The following is a 17758-nucleotide window of genomic DNA, read 5'->3' on the forward strand; positions in this document are numbered from 1 at the left end:
TCCGATGATAGGTGGAAGAACTCCCCGGTCTTGGACGTACGGAGGGCCCCGGCCGCAGGCTGGAGGCATGGGAACCGTGCAGCACGACCAGGCCGTCGACTGGGTCCGCGAGCAGATCGCGGCCGAACGCCGAGAACTCGCCGAGGTGTTCACCACCTTCTCCCGGGACCAGTGGAACTCCCCTTCGCTGTGCGCGGGTTGGCGCGTTCGCGAGGTCGCCGCCCACATGAGCACCGGCTTCCGCCACTCCACCGCCCGCAACCTCGCGGACCTCGTGCGGGCCGGCGGCTCCCTCCACCGGATGACCGACCGGGTGGCGCGCCGCGACGCCGCCGCCCTCACCGACCGCCAACTCGCCGCCGCCCTCGCCGACCACGCCGAACACCCCTGGCGCCCTCCGGTCGGCGGCCGGATCGCCGCCCTCGCCCACGACGTCGTCCACGGCCTCGACATCACCACCGCGCTCGGCCTGCCCTCGCGCCTCCCGCCGCCTCGGGTCACCGCCCTGCTCGCCACCGTCTCCCGCCGCAGCCTGCGCTTCTTCGGCGCCCGACTCGACGGCGTCCACCTGCGGGCCACCGACACCGCCTGGGCGTACGGCGAGGGCCCGGCCGTGGTGGAGGGCCGGGCCGAACACCTCCTGCTGCTCACCTACGGGCGCCGGCTGCCGCCCGGCCTCCTCGCGGGCCCGGGCGCGGGGCGGTTCACCCTGGACGGGTAGCGGGCGCGCCCCGCCCCCGGCCCCGGTGGCCGAGGGGCGCCACCGCGCGGTTCGCTTCCCCCGGCGCAGTCGGGCGCGCGCGGGGGCGCGCAGGGGTGGCTAGGATCGGAATCGCCCATTCCGGATAGGTGGTGAGACGGGAAGCAAGGTCTCCGATGGCCCCGAGGTCCGAGCAGTGGCCGCCGTACGTGCGGTTCGCGCCGTGGTTGCTGATCGTCGCCGGGCTCGTCTGGAACTCCCTGGATCCCGCCGACTACTGGGGCGACCCGCTCCTCGCGGCCGCCGCCGTCCTGACCGGCGCCCTGCTGACCCTGCGGGACACCCTCGCGGTGGGTGTCGCCAACGTGACCGGCATCCTCGTGCTGGCCGTGCGGGACGGCTCGATCGGCACCCAGGACGGCTACCTGGAGCTGGTGAACACGGCCTTCGCCGCGCTGCTCGGCGTCTGGGTCAACCGCGTCGTCGCCCGGCACGGGGAGCGGCTGGCCCAGGTCCGGTCGGTGGCCGAGGCCGCCCAGCGGGCGGTGCTGCCCGAGCCGCCCGCGCGGGTGGGCCGGCTGTCGGTCGCCGCCTGCTACCGGGCGGCGCAGACCGAGGCGCTGATCGGCGGCGACGCGTACGCGCTGCAGGCGACCCCGTACGGCGTACGGGTGCTGATCGCGGACGTGCGGGGCAAGGGGCTGCAGGCGGTCGGCGCGGTGTCGGTGCTGCTCGGCGCGTTCCGGGAGGACGCCCACCGGGCGCCGGACCTCGCGGCGCTGGCCGACGGGCTGGAGCGGGCGCTGACCCGGGAGAGCACGCTGCTGGCCGAGGAGGTGAGGCTGGAGGGGTTCATCACGGCGCTGCTGGTCGAGTTCCCGCCGGGTGAGGACGTCGTGCGCACGCTCGACTGCGGGCACCCGGGGCCGTACCTGCTGGGCGGCCCGGAGGCGGTGCGCCGGCTGGACGCCCCCGACCCGGGGCTGCCGCTCGGGATGGGCTCGCTGGGCGTGGCCCGGCCGGCGCCGGAGACCCGGCCGTTCCCGCCGGGGTGCACGCTGCTGCTGGTGACCGACGGGGTGACGGAGGCCCGGGACGCGGCCGGGGAGTTCTACGATCCGCTGCTCGCCCTGGGCCCGCTCGGCCCGTTCGACGGCCCCCGGGAGGCCGTCGACGCGCTGGTGGCGGACGTGGAGCGGTGGACGGGCGGGCCGCGGGACGACGACATGGCGGTGCTGGCGGTGACCTGCCGGGAGGCGGACTGAGCGGCGGGGCCCGGTCCGGCCCGTTCGGCGGCGCGGGTGCTTCTTCCCACGGCCTCCCGCGGAGCGGCTGATATCACGATCAGGTGACGGGCAGTCAGTGTTTCGCATGATCCAGCCAAGTTGAGTGACGGCGTCCGGTGGCCGGAATGCGAATGCCCGCATAGCGGACGGCGAATTGGACGTGCGGGGCCCGCCGTGCGCCGGGTGGCCGCGCGAGTGGTCCGCCCCTGGTCGGCGGCCTGCGCGGACGTCCCGGCGGGAGCGTGCTCGGCCGTATGGGGGCCGTAAGGGCAGGTCGCGGGAGTGGCGCGATAGGGCCGACCCGTGGTTCGTCCGGAAACGGACGCGATGCTTGCCCAGTAGCGAAGTGGTGACCGAAAGTCGCACTGATGAACGAGACGCCAAGCCCCCGCCGCGACCGACTGCTCGGCCACCGCGACTTCCGACTCCTGCTCACCGGAGCCGCGACGGCCCAGACGGGCAGCCAGGTGACCCTGGTCGCGCTCCCGTTGGTGGCGGTGGTGGTGCTCGATGCCACACCCTTCGAGGTCGGCCTGCTGACCGCCGCCGAGACCGCCGCGTTCCTGCTGGTCGGCCTGCCGGCCGGCGCCTGGCTGGACCGGATGCGCAAGCTCCCGGTGCTGATCCGCGCCGACGTGGTGCGCTGCCTCGCCGTCGGGTCGATCCCGCCGGCCGCCGCGCTCGGCGTGCTGACCATGGCCCAGCTCTACCTGGTGGCGCTGGTCACCGGGGTGGCGACGGTCTTCTTCGACGTCGCCCACCAGTCCTTCCTGCCGTCCGTCCTGCCGCGCGAGCAACTGGTCGGGGGCAACGGCGCGATCGAGACGGTCCGCTCCTCGGCGCAGATCGTCGGGCCAGGGCTCGGCGGCGGCCTGGTCCAACTGCTCGGCGCGTCGCTCGCCATCGTGGCCGACGCCGTCGGCTACCTCGCCTCCGCCCTGCTGCTCGCCCGGATCAAGGTCGAGGAGCCCCGCCCGGAGCCGGCGCCCGGACGGTCGCTGCGCGCCGAGGTCGCCGAGGGCGTGCGCTTCGTGCTCAAGCACCCGCTGCTGCGCTCGATCGCCGCCGCGACCGCCGTGTCCAACCTGTTCGCCGCCGTGCTGGCGGCCGTGCAGACGGTGTTCTGGGTGCGGGTGCTCGACCTCGCGCCGGGCGCCATCGGCCTGCTGCTGTCGGCCTCCGCCGTCGGCGGCCTGGCCGGGGCGCTGTGCGCGGGGCGGCTGGCGGCGTGGCTCGGCCAGGCCCGGCTGATCTGGCTCGCCACCGTGGTGACGGCGCCGTTCGCGCTGCTGTGGCCGCTGTCCGGCCGGGGCGCGGGCGTGGTGCTGTTCGGGATCGCCTCGGCGGTGGTGCTGTTCGGCGCGGTGGCCTACAACGTCGCCCAGGTGAGCTTCCGGCAGAGCCTGTGCCCGCCGGAGCTGCTCGGCCGGATGAACGCCACCATGCGCTTCCTGGTCTGGGGCACGCTGCCGATCGGCGCGCTCGTCGGCGGCACCGTCGCCGACGCGGCCGGACCGCGCGCCGCGCTGTGGCTGTGCGCGGCGGGCTTCCTGCTCGTCCCGGTGCCGCTGCTGCTGTCGCCGCTGCGCCGGCTGCGGGACCTCCCGGCGGACACCGCCGCCACGGCCGGGGAGGAGCCCGTCGCGAGCCCCGCGGCCTGACGCACCCGGCCGCCCGACGAGCCCCGCCGCCTGACGTCCGAACCGAACCGAGACCGGAAACCGGAGACCGTTCCGTGCACGCCAGCATCACCGCCGCCTACCTCGCCCGGTACCGTTCCGCCGCCGCCGACTCCCCGATGGACCTGCTCCCGCTCACCGGCGCCCAGCGGCGCTTCCTGATCACCCGCAGGCTCGCGCCGCAGGGCCGGCCCGAGGTCGTCCCGCTGTTCCACGCCTACCCGGGCGGCACCCTCGACCTGCCCCGGCTGGCCCGCGCCGCCGCCGCCACCGCCGCCCGGCACCCGGCGCTGTGCGGCGGCTTCGGGACGGTGCGCGGCACACCCGTCCTGCGGGTCGGCGCCCCCTCGGCCGAGGCCGCCCGGATCGCCGTCCCGCCCGGCGGCACCGCCCGCTCCGCCCTGCGCGAGGCCCTGCTGGACTGGCCCGCCGACGGGCCCGCGCTGCGCCTGCTGGTGGCCCGGGAGCCGGACGGCGAGGAGGAACTGCTCGCCCTCGCGGTGGACCACGCGGCCTGCGACGAGCAGTCGCTCGGCATCCTGACCGCCGACCTCACCGACGCCTACGCCCGGGACGACCACGCCCAGGAGGCCGTCGCCGCCCCCGACCAGGACGCCCTGGCGGCCTACCGGGAGGCCGTCGAACGGCAACTGGCCGCCGAGGACGCCGCCGGCGGCCCCGCCGCACAGGCCCACTGGGGCCGCCGACTCGGCGGCGTCACCGGGACGGGCGGGGGAGCGGCCGGCTCCACCGGCATGCTCAGCCACCGGCTGCCCGCCGCCGAGGGGGCTGCCCGCACCGCCATCTTCCCCGCCCTGCTGGACGCCACCGCGGCCGCCGCCCACCGGCTGCACCGGACCGACGGGCAGCTCGCCCTCGGCTACCCGTGGGGCGGCCGCCCGCCCGGCGCGCCCGCCGCGCTCGGCTGCTTCCTCAACACCCTGGTGCACCCCGCCGCACCCGGCGCGGCCGCCGACCTGGAGGACCTCGCCGACGCCTGGTGGGACGACCTCGACCACGCCGACACCCCGTTCGACGAGGTGGTCCGGGCCGCCCGCACCGCCGGCGCCCCGTGGACGGGAGCCCTTGACGGCATGCTCACCCTGGAGGACCTGCACCGCCGCCCGCCGCTGGTGTTCGGCGGCGTGCCCGGTCGGGAGCTCCACCTGGCCGGGCGCCCGCTCGCCGCGCCGTTCGCGGTCGCCGCCTCGCACGGCGACGACCTGCTGGTGCGCCTCGCCTGGGACCGCGAACGGTTCCCCGAGGACGCCGCCACCGCCGCCTTCGACGACCTGCTCGCCACGCTGCGCCGCCACCTGCGGACGGCCTGACCCGCCCCAGCCTGACCCCGCGTCGGACGCCTGATCCGCACGCCCGCTCCGGACGCCTGATCCGGACCCGACCCGAAGCCGCCCCGGACCCGACCCGAAGCCGTACCGGGCCTGCACCGGACGTCCGCATCAGGACGCCCGCCCCGGACGCCTGACCTGACCCGGACCGAAGCCGCCACCGAGCCCCCACACCGACCGCCGGGCCGCGCCACCACCCCGGCGCGCTCGGAACCAGGGCCGGGCCATCCACGCCCGCCCCGCCACCGCAGGGCCAACACGCCCACCACACAAGGGAGTCACCGATGTTTGCGCTCTCCTCCTCGCAGGAGATCGTCTGGCTGCACGAGCAGATGCTGCCCGGCAGTCGTGCGTACAACTTCACCGCCGTGCTCGACCTCTGGGGCACCCTCGACGAGGACGCGCTGCACGCCGGACTCGCCGCCGTCCTCGCACACCACCCGGGCCTGCGCCTGGAACTGGTCGCCCGCCCGGAGGGCCTGCCCGGCCAGCGGGTCGCCGAGCACTGCGAACCGACGCTGCGCCGCAGCGACTTCGCCGCCGAGGCCGACCCGGAGGCCACCTTCCGCGAGCTGCTGGCCGCCGAGGCCGAGGAGCCGGTGGACACCGAGAAGGCGCCGGTGCTGCGCTGGCACCTGGTGCGCCTCGGCACGGACCACCACCGGCTGATCCACGTCGAGCACCACCTCGTCCACGACGGCCACTCCTTCGCGATCCTGCTGCGCGACCTGTTCACCGTCTACCGCGCCCACGTCCTCGGCGAGCCCTACCAGCTGCCGGAGGCGCCCTCGTACGAGCAGCACGCCCGCACGGCCGTCGACCCGGACGCCCGCGAGCGCGCGCTCGCCTTCTGGCTGCGGGAGCTGGCCGACGCCCCGCGCGAGGTCACCCTGCCCGGGCTGGCCAACCCCGGCGCGGTGCGCCGCCACCGCGGCGGCCAGATGCGCCAGGCGATCGGCGCCGACCTCGCCGAGCGGCTGCGCACCCGCAGCAAGGAGGACGGGCACACCCCGTTCAGCACCCTGCTCACGCTCTTCGCCGAACTGCTGCGCCGGCACTCCGGGCACCGCGAACTCGTCGTCGGCACCGCCGTCGGCAACCGCCCGGAGGGCTTCGAGGGCACCGTCGGCATGTTCGTGAACACCGTGCCGCTGCACCTGCGGCTGGACCCGACCGCCCCCGGCACCGAGGCCGTCGACGAGGTGACCGACGTCCTGCTGCGCGCCCTGCCCTACCAGGACCTGCCCGTCCAGGAGCTGACCCGCCGACTCGGCCTGCACACCGGCGGCGCCGACAACCCGCTGTTCAACGTGATGTTCAGCGCGCACGACGCCGCGCTGCCGGACGTCCAGGCGCCCGGTCTCGAAGTCTCGCTCTACGAGGGCTTCAACACCGGCACCACCCGCTTCGACCTCGACCTGGTGCTGCTGCCCGACGACCGTCGGGTGGTCGGCGAGAAGCACGGCGGCGCCGGGATGACCCTGGTCTGGGACTACGACGCCGACCTGTTCGGCGAGGCCGAGGCCACCCTGCTGGCCGACCGCCTGCTCCAGCTGCTGCGCTGCTACCTCGACCGGCCCGAGGCCACGCTGGCCGCGCTCGACCCGGCCCCGGCCGCCGAACCCGCCACCGCCGTCGCCCGGGCCGGTCTCGACCCGGCCGCCGCCCACGACCCCACGGCCATCGCGATGATCGCCGGCACCGAGCGCCTCAGCTACGGCGAGCTCGACCGCCGCGTCACCCAGTTGGCCGAACGCCTGCGCGCCGCCGGCGTCACCCCCGGCCAGCCGGTCGCCGCCGTGCTGCCGCGCGGCGTGGACAGCGTCGTCGCCCTGCTCGCCTGCCTGCGGTACGGCGCCGTGTACGCGCCGCTGTCCGCCGAGGACCCGGCGGCCCGGCTCGGCCTGCTGCTGGACCGGCTGGCCCCGGCCCTGGTGCTGGCCACCCGGCAGAGCGCGCTCGCCCTGCCCGCCGAAGGCGTCACCCCCGCGCTGCTGGACGGTCCGGCCTTCCCCAAGGCCGAGCCCGCCGCAGTGGTGGACGGCGCCGCCTACCTGATCCACACCTCCGGCTCCACCGGCGTGCCCAAGCCCGTCCTGGTCGGCCGCGACGCGCTCGCCGGGTACGTCGCCGCGATCGCCGCCCGCTACGAACTGACCCCCGCCGACCGGGTGCTGCTGTTCGCCCGCCCGTCCTTCGACGTGGCGCTGGAGGAGGTGCTGCCCGCGCTCGCCGCCGGCGCCGCCCTGGTCGTGCCGCAGCGCGAGGTGCCCACCGGGCCCGAGCTCGTCGCCGTGCTCGCCGCCCGCGGCGTCACCGTCGCCAACCTGCCGACCAGCTACCTGCTCGCCGTCCGCGAGGACCTGCGCGAGGCGCTGCGCGACGGCCGCTGGGCGCCCCGGCTGCTCGTCCTCGGCGGCGAGCGCCTGCCCGCCCGCGCGCTGACCGGCCTGATCGAGGCCACCACCGTGCTGAACGCCTACGGCGTCACCGAGGCCACCGTCACCTCCACCGTGTACGAGGTCACCGCCGCCGACGTGGCCGAGGACGGCGAGATCCCGCTCGGCGCCGAACTGGACGGCGTGCGCGTGCACGTCCTGGACGAGGCGCTGCGCCCGCTCCCGGCCGGCTGCGTCGGCGAACTCGCCGTCAGCGGAGCCCTGTTGGCCGATGGCTACCTCGGCCTGCCGGAGCCGACCGCGGCCCGCTTCGTCACCGTGCCCGCCCTCGGCGGCGAGCGCGTCTACCGCACCGGCGACCGCGGCTACCGCGACCTGCGCGGCCGGCTGAGCTTCCTCGGCCGCGCCGACAACCAGGTCAAGCTGCGCGGACACCGGATCGAACTGGAGGAGATCGAGGCCGCGGCCTCCGCCGAACTCGGCGGCCGCTCCTGCGCGGTGGTGCTGCACACCGACCCGCAGGCCGGTCCGCGCCTGATCGGCTTCCTGGAGGGCGCCGACCGCCCCGACCAGGCCGCCCTGCACGCGGCGCTCGCCCAGCGGCTGCCCGGCGGGCTCGTCCCGGCCACCTGGACGGCCGTCGAGACGATGCCCACCCTGCCCGGCGGCAAGCCCGACCGCGCCGCCCTCGCCCGGCTCGCCGACGAGGCCCCCGCCCAGGAGGCCGCCCCGGCCGCCGAGAGCGCCTTCGCCGACCCCGGCCAGGAACTGATCGCCGCCGCCTGGCGCGAGGTGCTCGGCCACGACCGCTTCACCGCCGACTCCCACTTCTTCGAGGTCGGCGGCCACTCGCTGCTCGCCGCCCAGCTCGCCGCCTGGCTGGAGCCGCACCTCGGCAGCCGCCCGCCGCTGCGCACCCTGTTCCGCCACGCCGTCCTGGCCGACCAGGCCAGCGCCCTCACCGGCCAGCACCCCGGAAAGGCAGACCGCGCATGAGCGCCCCCTCCGCCGTCCTCGAAGACGCCCACCGCGAACTCGTCGACGCCTTCGAGAGCTTCGTCCGCCGCGAGCTCGTCCCGCTGGCCGCCGAACTGCCCGAGACCGCCGACGAGGTGCCCGCCGAACTGCGCGCCTACGTCCGCAAGCGCTCCGCCGCCCTCGGCTTCTACGCCGGCGACTACCCCGAGGAACTCGGCGGCGCCGACATGCCGTTCACCGCCGTCGTCCTGCTGCACCACGCCGCCGGGCGCAGCGGCTGCCCGCTCGCGCCGTACGCCCTGGCCGGCTCCGACGGCCCCAGCCCGCTGCTGCGGCACGGCACCCCCGAGCAGATCGAGCAGCACCTCGTGCCGCTGGTGCGCGGCGAGCAGACCCGCTGCCTCGCCCTCACCGAGCCGCACGCCGGCTCCGACGCGTTCCGGCTCACCACCACCGCCGTGCGCACCGCCGACGGCTGGGTGCTGAACGGCCGCAAGACCTTCGTCAGCAACGCCGACCGGGCCGGCCTGGTGCTCGTCGTCACCGCCACCGACCTCGGCGAGGGAGCCGGGCCCACCGCCGGCGCCACCGCCTTCGTCCTCCCGATCGACCAGCCCGGCCTGCGGATCGGCCAGCGCTACGAGGGCATGTCCGGCGAACCGCTGTTCGAGCTGCTGCTCGACCAGGTCACCGTCTCCACCGACGCCGTGATCGGCGGCGAGGAGGGCGTCGGCGCGGCCACCGCCCTCGCCATGGACAGCCTCTCCCGGGGCCGCCTGGTCGTCGCCGCGATGTGCAACGGCATCGCCGAGTACGCGCTGCGCATGGGCGTCGAGTACGCCCGCGAGCGGCGCGCCTTCGGCAAGGTGATCGGCGAGTACCAGCACGTCCAGGAACACCTGGTGGCCACCCGGGCCGAGGTGGAGTGCTCCAAGCTGCTCACCCTCGCCTGCGCCCGGCTGGTCGACGACGGCACCGAGGCGCCGGAGAACGCGGCGCTCGCCAAGCTCACCGCCTCCGAGACCGCCGTGCGCGCGGTGGACCGCTCGCTCCAGGTGCACGGCGCCACCGGCTGGGTGCGAGGCCACCCGCTGGAGTTCCTGTACCGCTACGTGCGGATGACCACGATCATCGAGGGGACCTCCGAGGTCCAGAAGGTGATCATCGCCCGCTCCATGGGCCTGAACTGACAGTCCGTCAACGGTCTGTCAACAGCCTGTCGACGGCCTGAACCACCTGGAGACGATGATGGAAACCCTGAGCATCGAATACGGCCACCCGCACCAGGACGGCGCGGTCCTCGACCTGTTCGCCACCTGGGTGCACCGGACCCCGGACGCGCCCGCCCTGATCGACGGCGCCCGCACCTACAGCTACGCCGAACTCGACCGCCTCGCCGACACGGTGGCCGCGGCGCTGCGCGACCGGATCCGCCCCGGCGACCTGGTCGGCGTCTGCCTCGGCCACTCCGCCGCCCTGGCCGCCGTCACCCTCGCCACCGCCAAGCTCGGCGCCGTCCACCTGCCGCTCGGCCCGCGCCCCGGCGAGCGCCGGCTCCAGGCCGTCGCCGAGCAGCTGCGGCCCGCCTGCCTGGTCGGCGACCCGGCCCGACTTCCCCAGAGCGGCGAGCAGTTGGCGCTCGACCTGGACCCGACCGGCGACGTGGTCGCCGCGTTCGTCCCCGGCGAGCAGGTCCACGTGCCCGCCGGCACCCACTACGCGGTACTCACCTCCGGCTCGACCGGCACCCCCAAGGCCGTCGCCGTCGGCGAACCCGCCCTCGGCGCGCTGCTCCACTGGTACCGCGAGCTGACCGGCCTCGGCCCCGGCGAGCGGCACAGCCTGCTGATCGGCGTGTCCTTCGACCCGCACGTCCTGGAGCTGTGGGCCACCCTCACCTCCGGCGCCGCGCTCACCCTCGCCCCCGAGGCCGTCCGCTGGGACCCGGGCGCGCTCACCGACTGGTGGCGCGAGGCCGGCGTCACCGTCAGCATCCTGCCCACCCCGCTCGCCGAACCGATCCTGGCGCGCGCGTGGCCCGACGGGCTGGCACTGCGCCACCTCACCATCGGCGGCGACCGGCTGCGCCGCGCCCCCGGCCCGGACGTCACCGCGACCGTCCACAACGCCTACGGTCCCGCCGAGGCCACCGTCACCACCACCGTGCACACCATGGCGCCCGGCCTCGACCACGGCGCCGGCGCGCCGCCGATCGGGCTGCCCGTCCCGGGGGCCGTCGTCCTGGTCACCGACGAGGAGGGCCGGCCGGTGCCGCGCGGCCAGGCCGGCGAACTGCGCATCGGCGGCCGGGGCCTGGCCGCCGGCTACCTCGACCCCGAGCTGACCGCCCGGCGCTTCGTCGGCGTGCCGCCCGGCGTGGACGGCATCGACCGGGTCTACCGCAGCGGCGACCGGGTGGTGATGCGCGCCGACGGCGTGCTGGAGTTCCACGGCCGGCTCGACGACCAGGTCAAGGTCAGCGGCGTCCGGGTCGAACCCGCCGAGGTCGAGGCCGCGTTCGAGCGCGACCCGCGGGTGCACCGGGCCGTGGTGGCCCCCGCCCCTGCGCCGACCGGCGGCGTCCGGCTGCTCGCCTTCGTCCAGACCGCCGAGGGATCCTCGGCCGCCGGCGCCGACGAGCTGCTGGCGGCGGTCCGCCCGTGGCTGCCCGAGCAGGCCGTCCCGTCGGCCGTCCGCCTGGTCGACACCTTCCCGCTGGACGCCAACGGCAAGGTCGACCGCGCCGCCCTGCTCCTCGCCCCGGCCGCGGACGAGCCGGTCGCGGCGGAGGAGGGCGCCACGACCACCGAGCGCACCGTGCTGCGCCTGTGCCGCGACCTGCTCGGCCGCGCCGACCTCGGGCCCGGCGACAACTTCCTCGCCTCGGGCGGCAACTCGCTCGCCGCCGCACGGCTGCTGGAGGCCCTGGAGGAGGAGTGCGGGGTGCGGCTGCGCGCGCCCCTGGTGCTGCGCCAGCCCGACCTGCGGGCCGTCGCCCGGCTGGTGGCGGAGCGGCAGCCGACCGCCGCCGCCGTCTGACCGCCCGCCCGCCCGTACGACCTGCGCAGGGCGCCCCGGCCGTTCGCGGCCGGGGCGCCCGGAAGGGAACCACCATGCCCACCGCGACCCTCCCGGACCTGATCGCCCGGCACGCCCAGGAGCGCCCCGACGCCCTCGCCGTGACCGACGGCTCCACCGTCCTGACGTACCGCCAGCTGCTCGACTCCTCGGCCCGGCTGGCCGCGACCCTGACCGCCCGGGGGATCGGCCCCGGCAGCGCGGTCGGCCTGCTCTGCGCCCGCTCCACCCGCCTGGTCGTCGCCCAGCTCGCGATCTGGCGGACCGGCGCCCACGTCGTCCCGCTCGACCCGGCCTACCCGCGCCAGCGCATCGCCGAGATGACCGGGGACGCCGGAGTCCGGCTCGTCCTCGGCGACAAGACGCTCCTCGCCGAGGCCGGACTCGCCGAGGAGCAGACCCTCGCGCTGACCTCGACCCTCGTCCTGGCCGAGCCCACCGCCCCGGCCGGGCACGGCCCCGACGCCGTCGCCGCGGCCGCACCCGACGCCGCCGACCCGGCCGCGACCGCCCTGCTCTTCTACACCTCGGGCTCCACCGGCCGGCCCAAGGGCGTCATCGTCCCGCACAGCGCCGTCGCCGACCTGGTCACCGCCGAGGACGCGTTCACGCTCGGCCCCCGCGACCGGGTCCTGTTCCACTCCACGATCAGCTTCGACGCCTCCACCTTCGAACTGTGGGCCCCGCTGGCGCGCGGCGCCGCCGTCGCCGTCTCGCCGGCCGACCGGCCCACCGCCGAGGAACTCGTCCGCGACATCGAGCGGTTCGGCGTCACCACCGTGTTCATCACCACCGCCCTGTTCCACCACCTGGCGGCCCGGCAGTCCCGGATCTTCGGCGTGCTGCGCACCCTGGCCGTCGGCGGCGAGGCCCTGTCGCCCGAGTACGCGGGGGCGGTGCTGCGCGCCTTCCCCTGGCTCGAACTCTTCAACGTCTACGGGCCGACCGAGGCCACCACCTTCACCACCCTGCACCGGATCACCCCGGCCGACTGCACCACCGGCCCGGTCCCGATCGGCCGGCCCTTCGGCGGCGCCCGCACCCTCGTCCTCGACCAGGAGCTCGCACCGGTGCCGCCCGGCACCGTCGGCGAACTGTGGATCGCCGGCGGCCGGCTCGCCCAGGGCTACCTGGACCGGCCGGAGCTGACCGCCGAGCGCTTCCGCGACCTGCCCGGCACCGGCCGCGCCTACCGCAGCGGCGACCTCGTCCGCGAACGCCACGACGGCGCACTGGAGTTCCACGGCCGCACCGACGACCAGGTGAAGGTCCGCGGCTTCCGGATCGAACCCGGCGAGGTCGAGCACGCGCTGCTGCAGTTCCCCGAGGTCGCCGAAGCGGCCGTCGTGGTCCGCCGGCCCGGCCGGACCGACACCGCTCTCGCCGCCTGCCTGGTCCTCGCCGACGGCAGCCGACCGGCCGTCGAGACCCTCCGCGCCCGGCTCTCCGACCGGCTGCCCGCCCACCTGGTGCCCACCGCCTGGACCGTACTCCCCGCCCTGCCGCTGACCAGCACCGGCAAGATCGACCGCCGCGCCCTCGCCGCCGCCGACGAGACGGCCGCCGACGGTCCGGGCACCGCCGCCGCCCTCACCCCGATCCAGCAGGCCGTCGCCGCCGCCTGGACCCGCGCCCTGGAACGCCCGATCACCGACCCGGCCGCCGACTTCCTCGCCGAGGGCGGCCACTCGCTGCTCGCCATGTGGGTCGTCGACGACCTCCGCGAGGACCTCGGCGTCGAACTCTCGCTCGCCGACTTCCTCGGCCACCCCACCGTCGCCGGCCAGGCCGACCTGCTCGAACGAGCCCTGCGCGCCGCGCACGACGACACCCCGCAAGGAGCCACCCGATGACCGCCGAGCACCCGGCCGTCGACCAGACCGCCGACCAGGCCGACCTGCTGCGCCGCGCCCGCCGCAACCGCCCCGCCGCGGGCGGGCGCCCGGCGGCCCCGCAGAGCGCGCCGGCCGGACAGGGCGACGGCCCGACCGGCCCCGCCCCGCTCTCGCACGCCCAGCAGCGGATGTGGCTGATGGACCACCTCGGCCAGGGCGGCGCCCTCTACAACGTCCCGCTCGCCACCCGCCTGCGCGGACCGCTCGACCCCGACGCCCTCGCGACCGCCCTCACCGGCCTCACCGAGCGCCACGCCGTCCTGCGCACCCGCTACGGCCGCCAGGGCGACCAGCCCCACCAGCAGACCGACCCGGTCACCCCGGTGCCGCTGCGCACGGTGGACGCCACCTGGGAGAACGGCGCCGGGAACAACGCCCCCGCCCTGCTCGCCGCCGAGGCCGCCCGCCCCTTCGACCTCGCCACCGGTCCGGTTCTGCGCGCCCTGCTGCTGAAGCACGGCCCGCAGGACCACACCCTGCTCCTGAACATCCACCACATCGCCGTCGACGGCGGCTCGCTGCCCGTCCTCGCCGCCGACCTGGCCGCCCTCTACGTTGCCGCCCGCGACGGCGTGGCGCCCCAACTCCCGCCGCCCGGACCGTCGTACGCCGAGTACGCCCGCGAGGAGCGCACCCGCGACGCCGAACTCACCAGCGCCGCCGACGCCCGCGCCCGGCACCTGGCCGGCGCCCGCCCGCTGCCGCTGCTGCGACCCACCCCGCCCGGGGCGCGCGAGCGCCGGGCCACCCTGCACACCGCCCCGCTCGCCCCCGCCACCGTGGAGGGCCTGCGCCGGCTCGGGGCCCGGCACGGCGCCACCCTGTTCGCCGTCGTCCTGGCCGCCGCCTTCGCCACCCTGCGCACCGCCGCCGACCAGGCCGACCTCACCCTCGGCTGCGCCAGCGGCCAGCGCCTGCGGCCCGAACTGCGCCGCACCGTCGGCCTCGGCGTCAACACCCTCGCGGTCCGCACCGACCTGGCCGGCGACCCCACCTTCACCGAGGTGCTCGGACGGACCCGGACCGCGCTGCTCGACGCGCAGCAGCACCACGAGATCCCGTTCGACCTGATCGTCGAGCGGCTCGGCGCGGCGGCCCGCGGCGCCGACGGCACCCCGCTGCTCTCCGTCAGCTGCGACCTCGTCCACCCCGCCGAGCCGCTCACGCTGCCCGGCCTCACCGCCGAGGACGTCGAACTCGACCTGGGCCTGGCCAAGTTCGGCCTCGCCCTGCTGGTCGAGGACGGCCCGCAGCCGCGCTGCCTGGTCCAGCACGACCGGGACGCCCTCGACGAGACCACCGCCGAGCACCTGCTCACCGCCTTCGCGGACCTGCTCGCCGCCGTCGCCGCCGACCCCGACCAGCCCCTCTCCGCGCTCCCCGGCACCCGCCTGGCCACCGCCCAGCACCCGGCCCTCGCCGCACTGTCGGCCGACCCCCGGGTGGTCGAGGCGGCCGTCGTCGAGACCGCCGACGGCCCGCCGATCGCCTACGCCGTGGTGCGCGGCCCGGTCGCCCCGACCGGCGTCGAACTGCGCGCCGCCCTGCGCCGCCACCTCGCCCCCGCCCAGTTGCCGGCCGCCGTCACCCTGCTGGACCGGCTGCCCCGGCACGCCGACGGGACCCCGGACCGCGGCCGGCTGCCCGGCGCGGCCCCGACCGCCCCCGAGCGGTCCGGCCCGCTCGACACCGTCCGGACGGCCTTCGGCGAACTGCTCGGCACCACCCCGCCCGCCGACGGCGACTTCTTCGCCCTCGGCGGCCACTCCCTGGTCGCCGTCCAACTCGCCGAACGCCTGCGCACCCGCACCGGCCTGCCGCTCACCGGCCTGGACGTGCTGGAACAGCGCACCCCGCGCGCCCTCGCCGCCCTGCTCGCCACCCGCGAGGACGAGCGCCGCGCCGCCCCCGCCCGCACCGGCTCCCGCCCGGGCGCCCGCACCCGCGCGGGCACCGTGCTGCTCACCGGCGCCACCGGCGGTGTCGGCGCGGCCGTCCTCCAGGAACTGATGGCCCAGGGCCGCCCGGTCCGGGCCCTGGTCCGGCCCGAGTCCGCCCACCTGCCCGCCCTGCACGGCGCCGAACTGGCCGAGGGCGACCTCGCCGACCTCGACAGCCTGCGCCGCGCGGTCGAGGGCGTCGACGCCGTCATCCACTCCGCCTGCACCTTCACCGAGCACGCCGTCGACCTCGCCGCGATGCGCGCCCTGGCCGAGGGCTGGCGCGGCGGCCCGTTCGTCTTCGTCAGCAGCATCGACGCCTACGGCCGCCCGTCCGGCACCGACATCCGCGAAGGCGGCCCGACCGGCGAACCAGTCAGCCCCTACGGACAGGCCAAGCTGGACTGCGAGCGCATCCTGTTCGAGGCGGCCGCCGGCGGCCGGGGCCCGGCCACCGTGGTCCGCGCCCCGATCGTCTGGGGCCCGCACCAGCGCCTGCGCGACCAGCTCCGCTGGGGCTCCACCGGCGACCTCTACCAGGCCGCCCTGGCCGGCCGACCGATCGCCCTGCCCGCCCCCGCCCCCGCCCCCGGCGACCGCTCCACCTGGTACGGCGCCGCCTGGGTGCACTCCGCCGCCCTGGCCCGCGCGCTCGCCGCCTGCGTCGCGGACGGCAACCCGGCGGCCGGCCGGATCGTCAACGCCGTCAACGGGCACGTCTCCTGGGCGGACTTCACCGGCGAGCTCGTGCGCCTGCTCGACTCCGGCAGCCCGCTGGACCTGCGCCCCGACGCCGATCCCGAACTCCGGCGCCCCTGGCACTACCGCGCCGAGACCCTCGCCGCCCCGCTGAGCCCCGAGCCCGGCGAGGACTGGCGCACCGTCCTGGCGGCGATGGTCGGCTGACCTGCACCGCTCCGCGTCGTGGCGGCCGGCCTCAGGCCGGCCGCCACGGCCGTTGGAGGGAACCGCCGCGGCTATATGATCACGCGGCCGAGATCACGTCACGGGGAGCACGAGAACAGCGATGGCCGGGCAGGCAGTACTCGCACCGCCGAGGGAACTCCGCACCTGGTTCGGCCGGCGCTCGGTGCGGATGACCGGATCCGCGCTGGTGTGGCAGGAGGAACCGGAGGCCTTCCACATCCCCTACGGCCGGATCCGCCGGGTGCACGCCGTCCCCGGCCGGGGCGTGCTCTGGGACCTGTGCGTCGAGGTCGACCCGCCGGGGCGCGGCGAGCGCTCCGAATTCCGCCTGGGCACGACCGACGCCAAGGCCCAGGCGTTCGCCGACGCCATCAACGCGCAACGGCTGAAACGGCTCGCCGAGGCCCCGGCCGACCGGACGCGGATCCGCGTCGAACCGTTCCGGCGGCCCAGGCCGCTGCGGCCCGCCGGCTGGCAGCTCGGCCTCCTCGCCCTGTTCACCGGCTGCCTCACCGAGTCCGTCGCCCTGGCCCTGCTCGGCCACCCCGTGCGGGCCGGGTTCGTCTGGGCCGGCTTCACCGCCTGGTGGGTGAGCGCCGCCTGGGCGGCGAACCTGCCCTGGCAGCTCCGCTACTGGCGCCAGCAGCAGGCACTCGGCGAGCTCCGCCCGGCGGAGTTCACCGGCTCCTACCTCGGGGAGTACCGGGTGCACGACGTCCGCGGCCACTCCCGCAGCACCCGGCGCACACTCCGGTACACCTACCGGGTGACCGACCAGCTCGGCACGGCGCAGCGGCACGAGTGCAGCGCCGCCGACGTGCAGGACGTGGCGCGGCCCCGTACGGTCCTGGTGGTGCCCGGCCGGCTGTCGGCGGACACGCCGGGCGGGCTCGCCGGCCACCTCGTGTGGATGGGCGTCACCGGCCTGCCGACCCTGGTCGCGGGCCTGGTCGGCCTGGTCCTCGTCCCTGGCCTGCTGCTGCCCTGAGCCGCCGCCGGCTCACCCGGTGCCGGCCACCCCCGCCCACCCGGGCGCGCGTTAGGCCTGGACTCCGGGCCGGTCTCCCGTCCCACCCGGCGCGCACCCCTCCGCTCGCGGTGGCCCGGGCCGGGGTGTGGCGGCGGTGTGCCGGCGCTGGAGATCCACTGGAGACCGCCTCAAGGCGGGTGGTTCGTGGCGGGTTGGGTGTGTTCTGGTGGATGGCGAAGCAGACCCGCCCCGGGTCCTGTCCGGCCGGACAGGACCCGGGGCGGGGCACACCGGGGGACGGTAGACGCTCGCGCATGGATGTGAGTGTGGAGGCTATGGTTCGCCGGCCCGGAGTGGACTTGACTGGTGGACATGAGGACGGACGCGAGGGGTTCGCAGAACCGCCCGGGTCCGCTGGTTTCGTCGACTTCTTCTCCGAATGGGGTGGCTGCTGTGGTTGCCAAGGGTGTTGTGGATCTTCCGGTCGGTGCTGGTGTGGTGCTGGTGGTGGGTGGGACGGGTAAGACCGGTCGGCGGGTGGCGGAGCGGTTGTCGGG

The 17758-nt window shown here is 76.6% G+C and carries 10 protein-coding genes; all 10 read left to right on the forward strand.

The window, feature by feature from the left end:
• The first annotated feature begins 67 nt into the window (after positions 1–67).
• The 10 genes from ABT015_RS25340 (at position 68) to ABT015_RS25385 (ending at position 17219) form a co-directional block, all read left to right on the forward strand.
• Positions 68–721 carry a maleylpyruvate isomerase family mycothiol-dependent enzyme gene (locus tag ABT015_RS25340; protein ID WP_350882812.1) on the forward strand — a complete coding sequence of 218 codons (654 nt, stop codon included), beginning with the start codon at positions 68–70 and terminating at the stop codon, positions 719–721.
• 155 nt (positions 722–876) lie between these two features.
• Complete coding sequence (locus ABT015_RS25345) at positions 877–1965, forward strand: PP2C family protein-serine/threonine phosphatase (protein WP_350882814.1); 1089 nt, start codon at positions 877–879, stop codon at positions 1963–1965.
• Positions 1966–2354: 389 nt separating this feature from the next.
• Complete coding sequence (locus ABT015_RS25350) at positions 2355–3647, forward strand: MFS transporter (RefSeq protein WP_350882816.1); 1293 nt, start codon at positions 2355–2357, stop codon at positions 3645–3647.
• A gap of 74 nt (positions 3648–3721) precedes the next feature.
• Complete coding sequence (locus ABT015_RS25355; RefSeq protein ID WP_350882818.1) at positions 3722–4996, forward strand: amino acid adenylation domain-containing protein; 1275 nt, start codon at positions 3722–3724, stop codon at positions 4994–4996.
• Between the two features lie 302 nt (positions 4997–5298).
• Positions 5299–8409, forward strand: coding sequence for a non-ribosomal peptide synthetase (locus ABT015_RS25360; protein WP_350882820.1), 3111 nt, complete (start codon positions 5299–5301; stop codon positions 8407–8409).
• Positions 8406–9581, forward strand: a complete 1176-nt coding sequence (locus ABT015_RS25365; RefSeq protein WP_350882822.1) for an acyl-CoA dehydrogenase family protein — start codon at positions 8406–8408, stop codon at positions 9579–9581. Before ABT015_RS25360 ends, ABT015_RS25365 begins: the two co-directional genes overlap by 4 nt.
• A 58-nt stretch (positions 9582–9639) precedes the next feature.
• Positions 9640–11430, forward strand: a complete 1791-nt coding sequence (locus ABT015_RS25370; protein WP_350882824.1) for an amino acid adenylation domain-containing protein — start codon at positions 9640–9642, stop codon at positions 11428–11430.
• A 74-nt stretch (positions 11431–11504) separates the two neighbouring features.
• Entirely contained in the window at positions 11505–13322 is a 1818-nt protein-coding gene (locus ABT015_RS25375) for a non-ribosomal peptide synthetase (RefSeq protein WP_350882826.1), read from the forward strand.
• Positions 13319–16210, forward strand: a complete 2892-nt coding sequence (locus tag ABT015_RS25380; RefSeq protein WP_350882828.1) for a condensation domain-containing protein — start codon at positions 13319–13321, stop codon at positions 16208–16210. Before ABT015_RS25375 ends, ABT015_RS25380 begins: the two co-directional genes overlap by 4 nt.
• 121 nt (positions 16211–16331) lie before the next feature.
• Entirely contained in the window at positions 16332–17219 is an 888-nt protein-coding gene (locus ABT015_RS25385; protein ID WP_350882830.1) for a hypothetical protein, read from the forward strand.
• Positions 17220–17758: the final 539 nt, after the last annotated feature.

The sequence above is a fragment of the Kitasatospora sp. NPDC094016 genome (assembly GCF_040304045.1).
In the GTDB taxonomy this organism is placed as follows: domain Bacteria; phylum Actinomycetota; class Actinomycetes; order Streptomycetales; family Streptomycetaceae; genus Kitasatospora.

Bases quoted from the DNA above. Each gene is read 5' to 3' on its own strand.
- ABT015_RS25375 (WP_350882826.1), top strand. From the start codon at position 11,505: ATGCCCACCGCGACCCTCCCGGACCTGATCGCCCGGCACGCCCAGGAG.
- ABT015_RS25345 (WP_350882814.1), top strand. From the start codon at position 877: ATGGCCCCGAGGTCCGAGCAGTGGCCGCCGTACGTGCGGTTCGCGCCG.
- ABT015_RS25370 (WP_350882824.1), top strand. From the start codon at position 9,640: ATGGAAACCCTGAGCATCGAATACGGCCACCCGCACCAGGACGGCGCG.
- ABT015_RS25380 (WP_350882828.1), top strand. From the start codon at position 13,319: ATGACCGCCGAGCACCCGGCCGTCGACCAGACCGCCGACCAGGCCGAC.
- ABT015_RS25385 (WP_350882830.1), top strand. From the start codon at position 16,332: ATGGCCGGGCAGGCAGTACTCGCACCGCCGAGGGAACTCCGCACCTGG.
- ABT015_RS25350 (WP_350882816.1), top strand. From the start codon at position 2,355: ATGAACGAGACGCCAAGCCCCCGCCGCGACCGACTGCTCGGCCACCGC.
- ABT015_RS25340 (WP_350882812.1), top strand. From the start codon at position 68: ATGGGAACCGTGCAGCACGACCAGGCCGTCGACTGGGTCCGCGAGCAG.
- ABT015_RS25360 (WP_350882820.1), top strand. From the start codon at position 5,299: ATGTTTGCGCTCTCCTCCTCGCAGGAGATCGTCTGGCTGCACGAGCAG.
- ABT015_RS25365 (WP_350882822.1), top strand. From the start codon at position 8,406: ATGAGCGCCCCCTCCGCCGTCCTCGAAGACGCCCACCGCGAACTCGTC.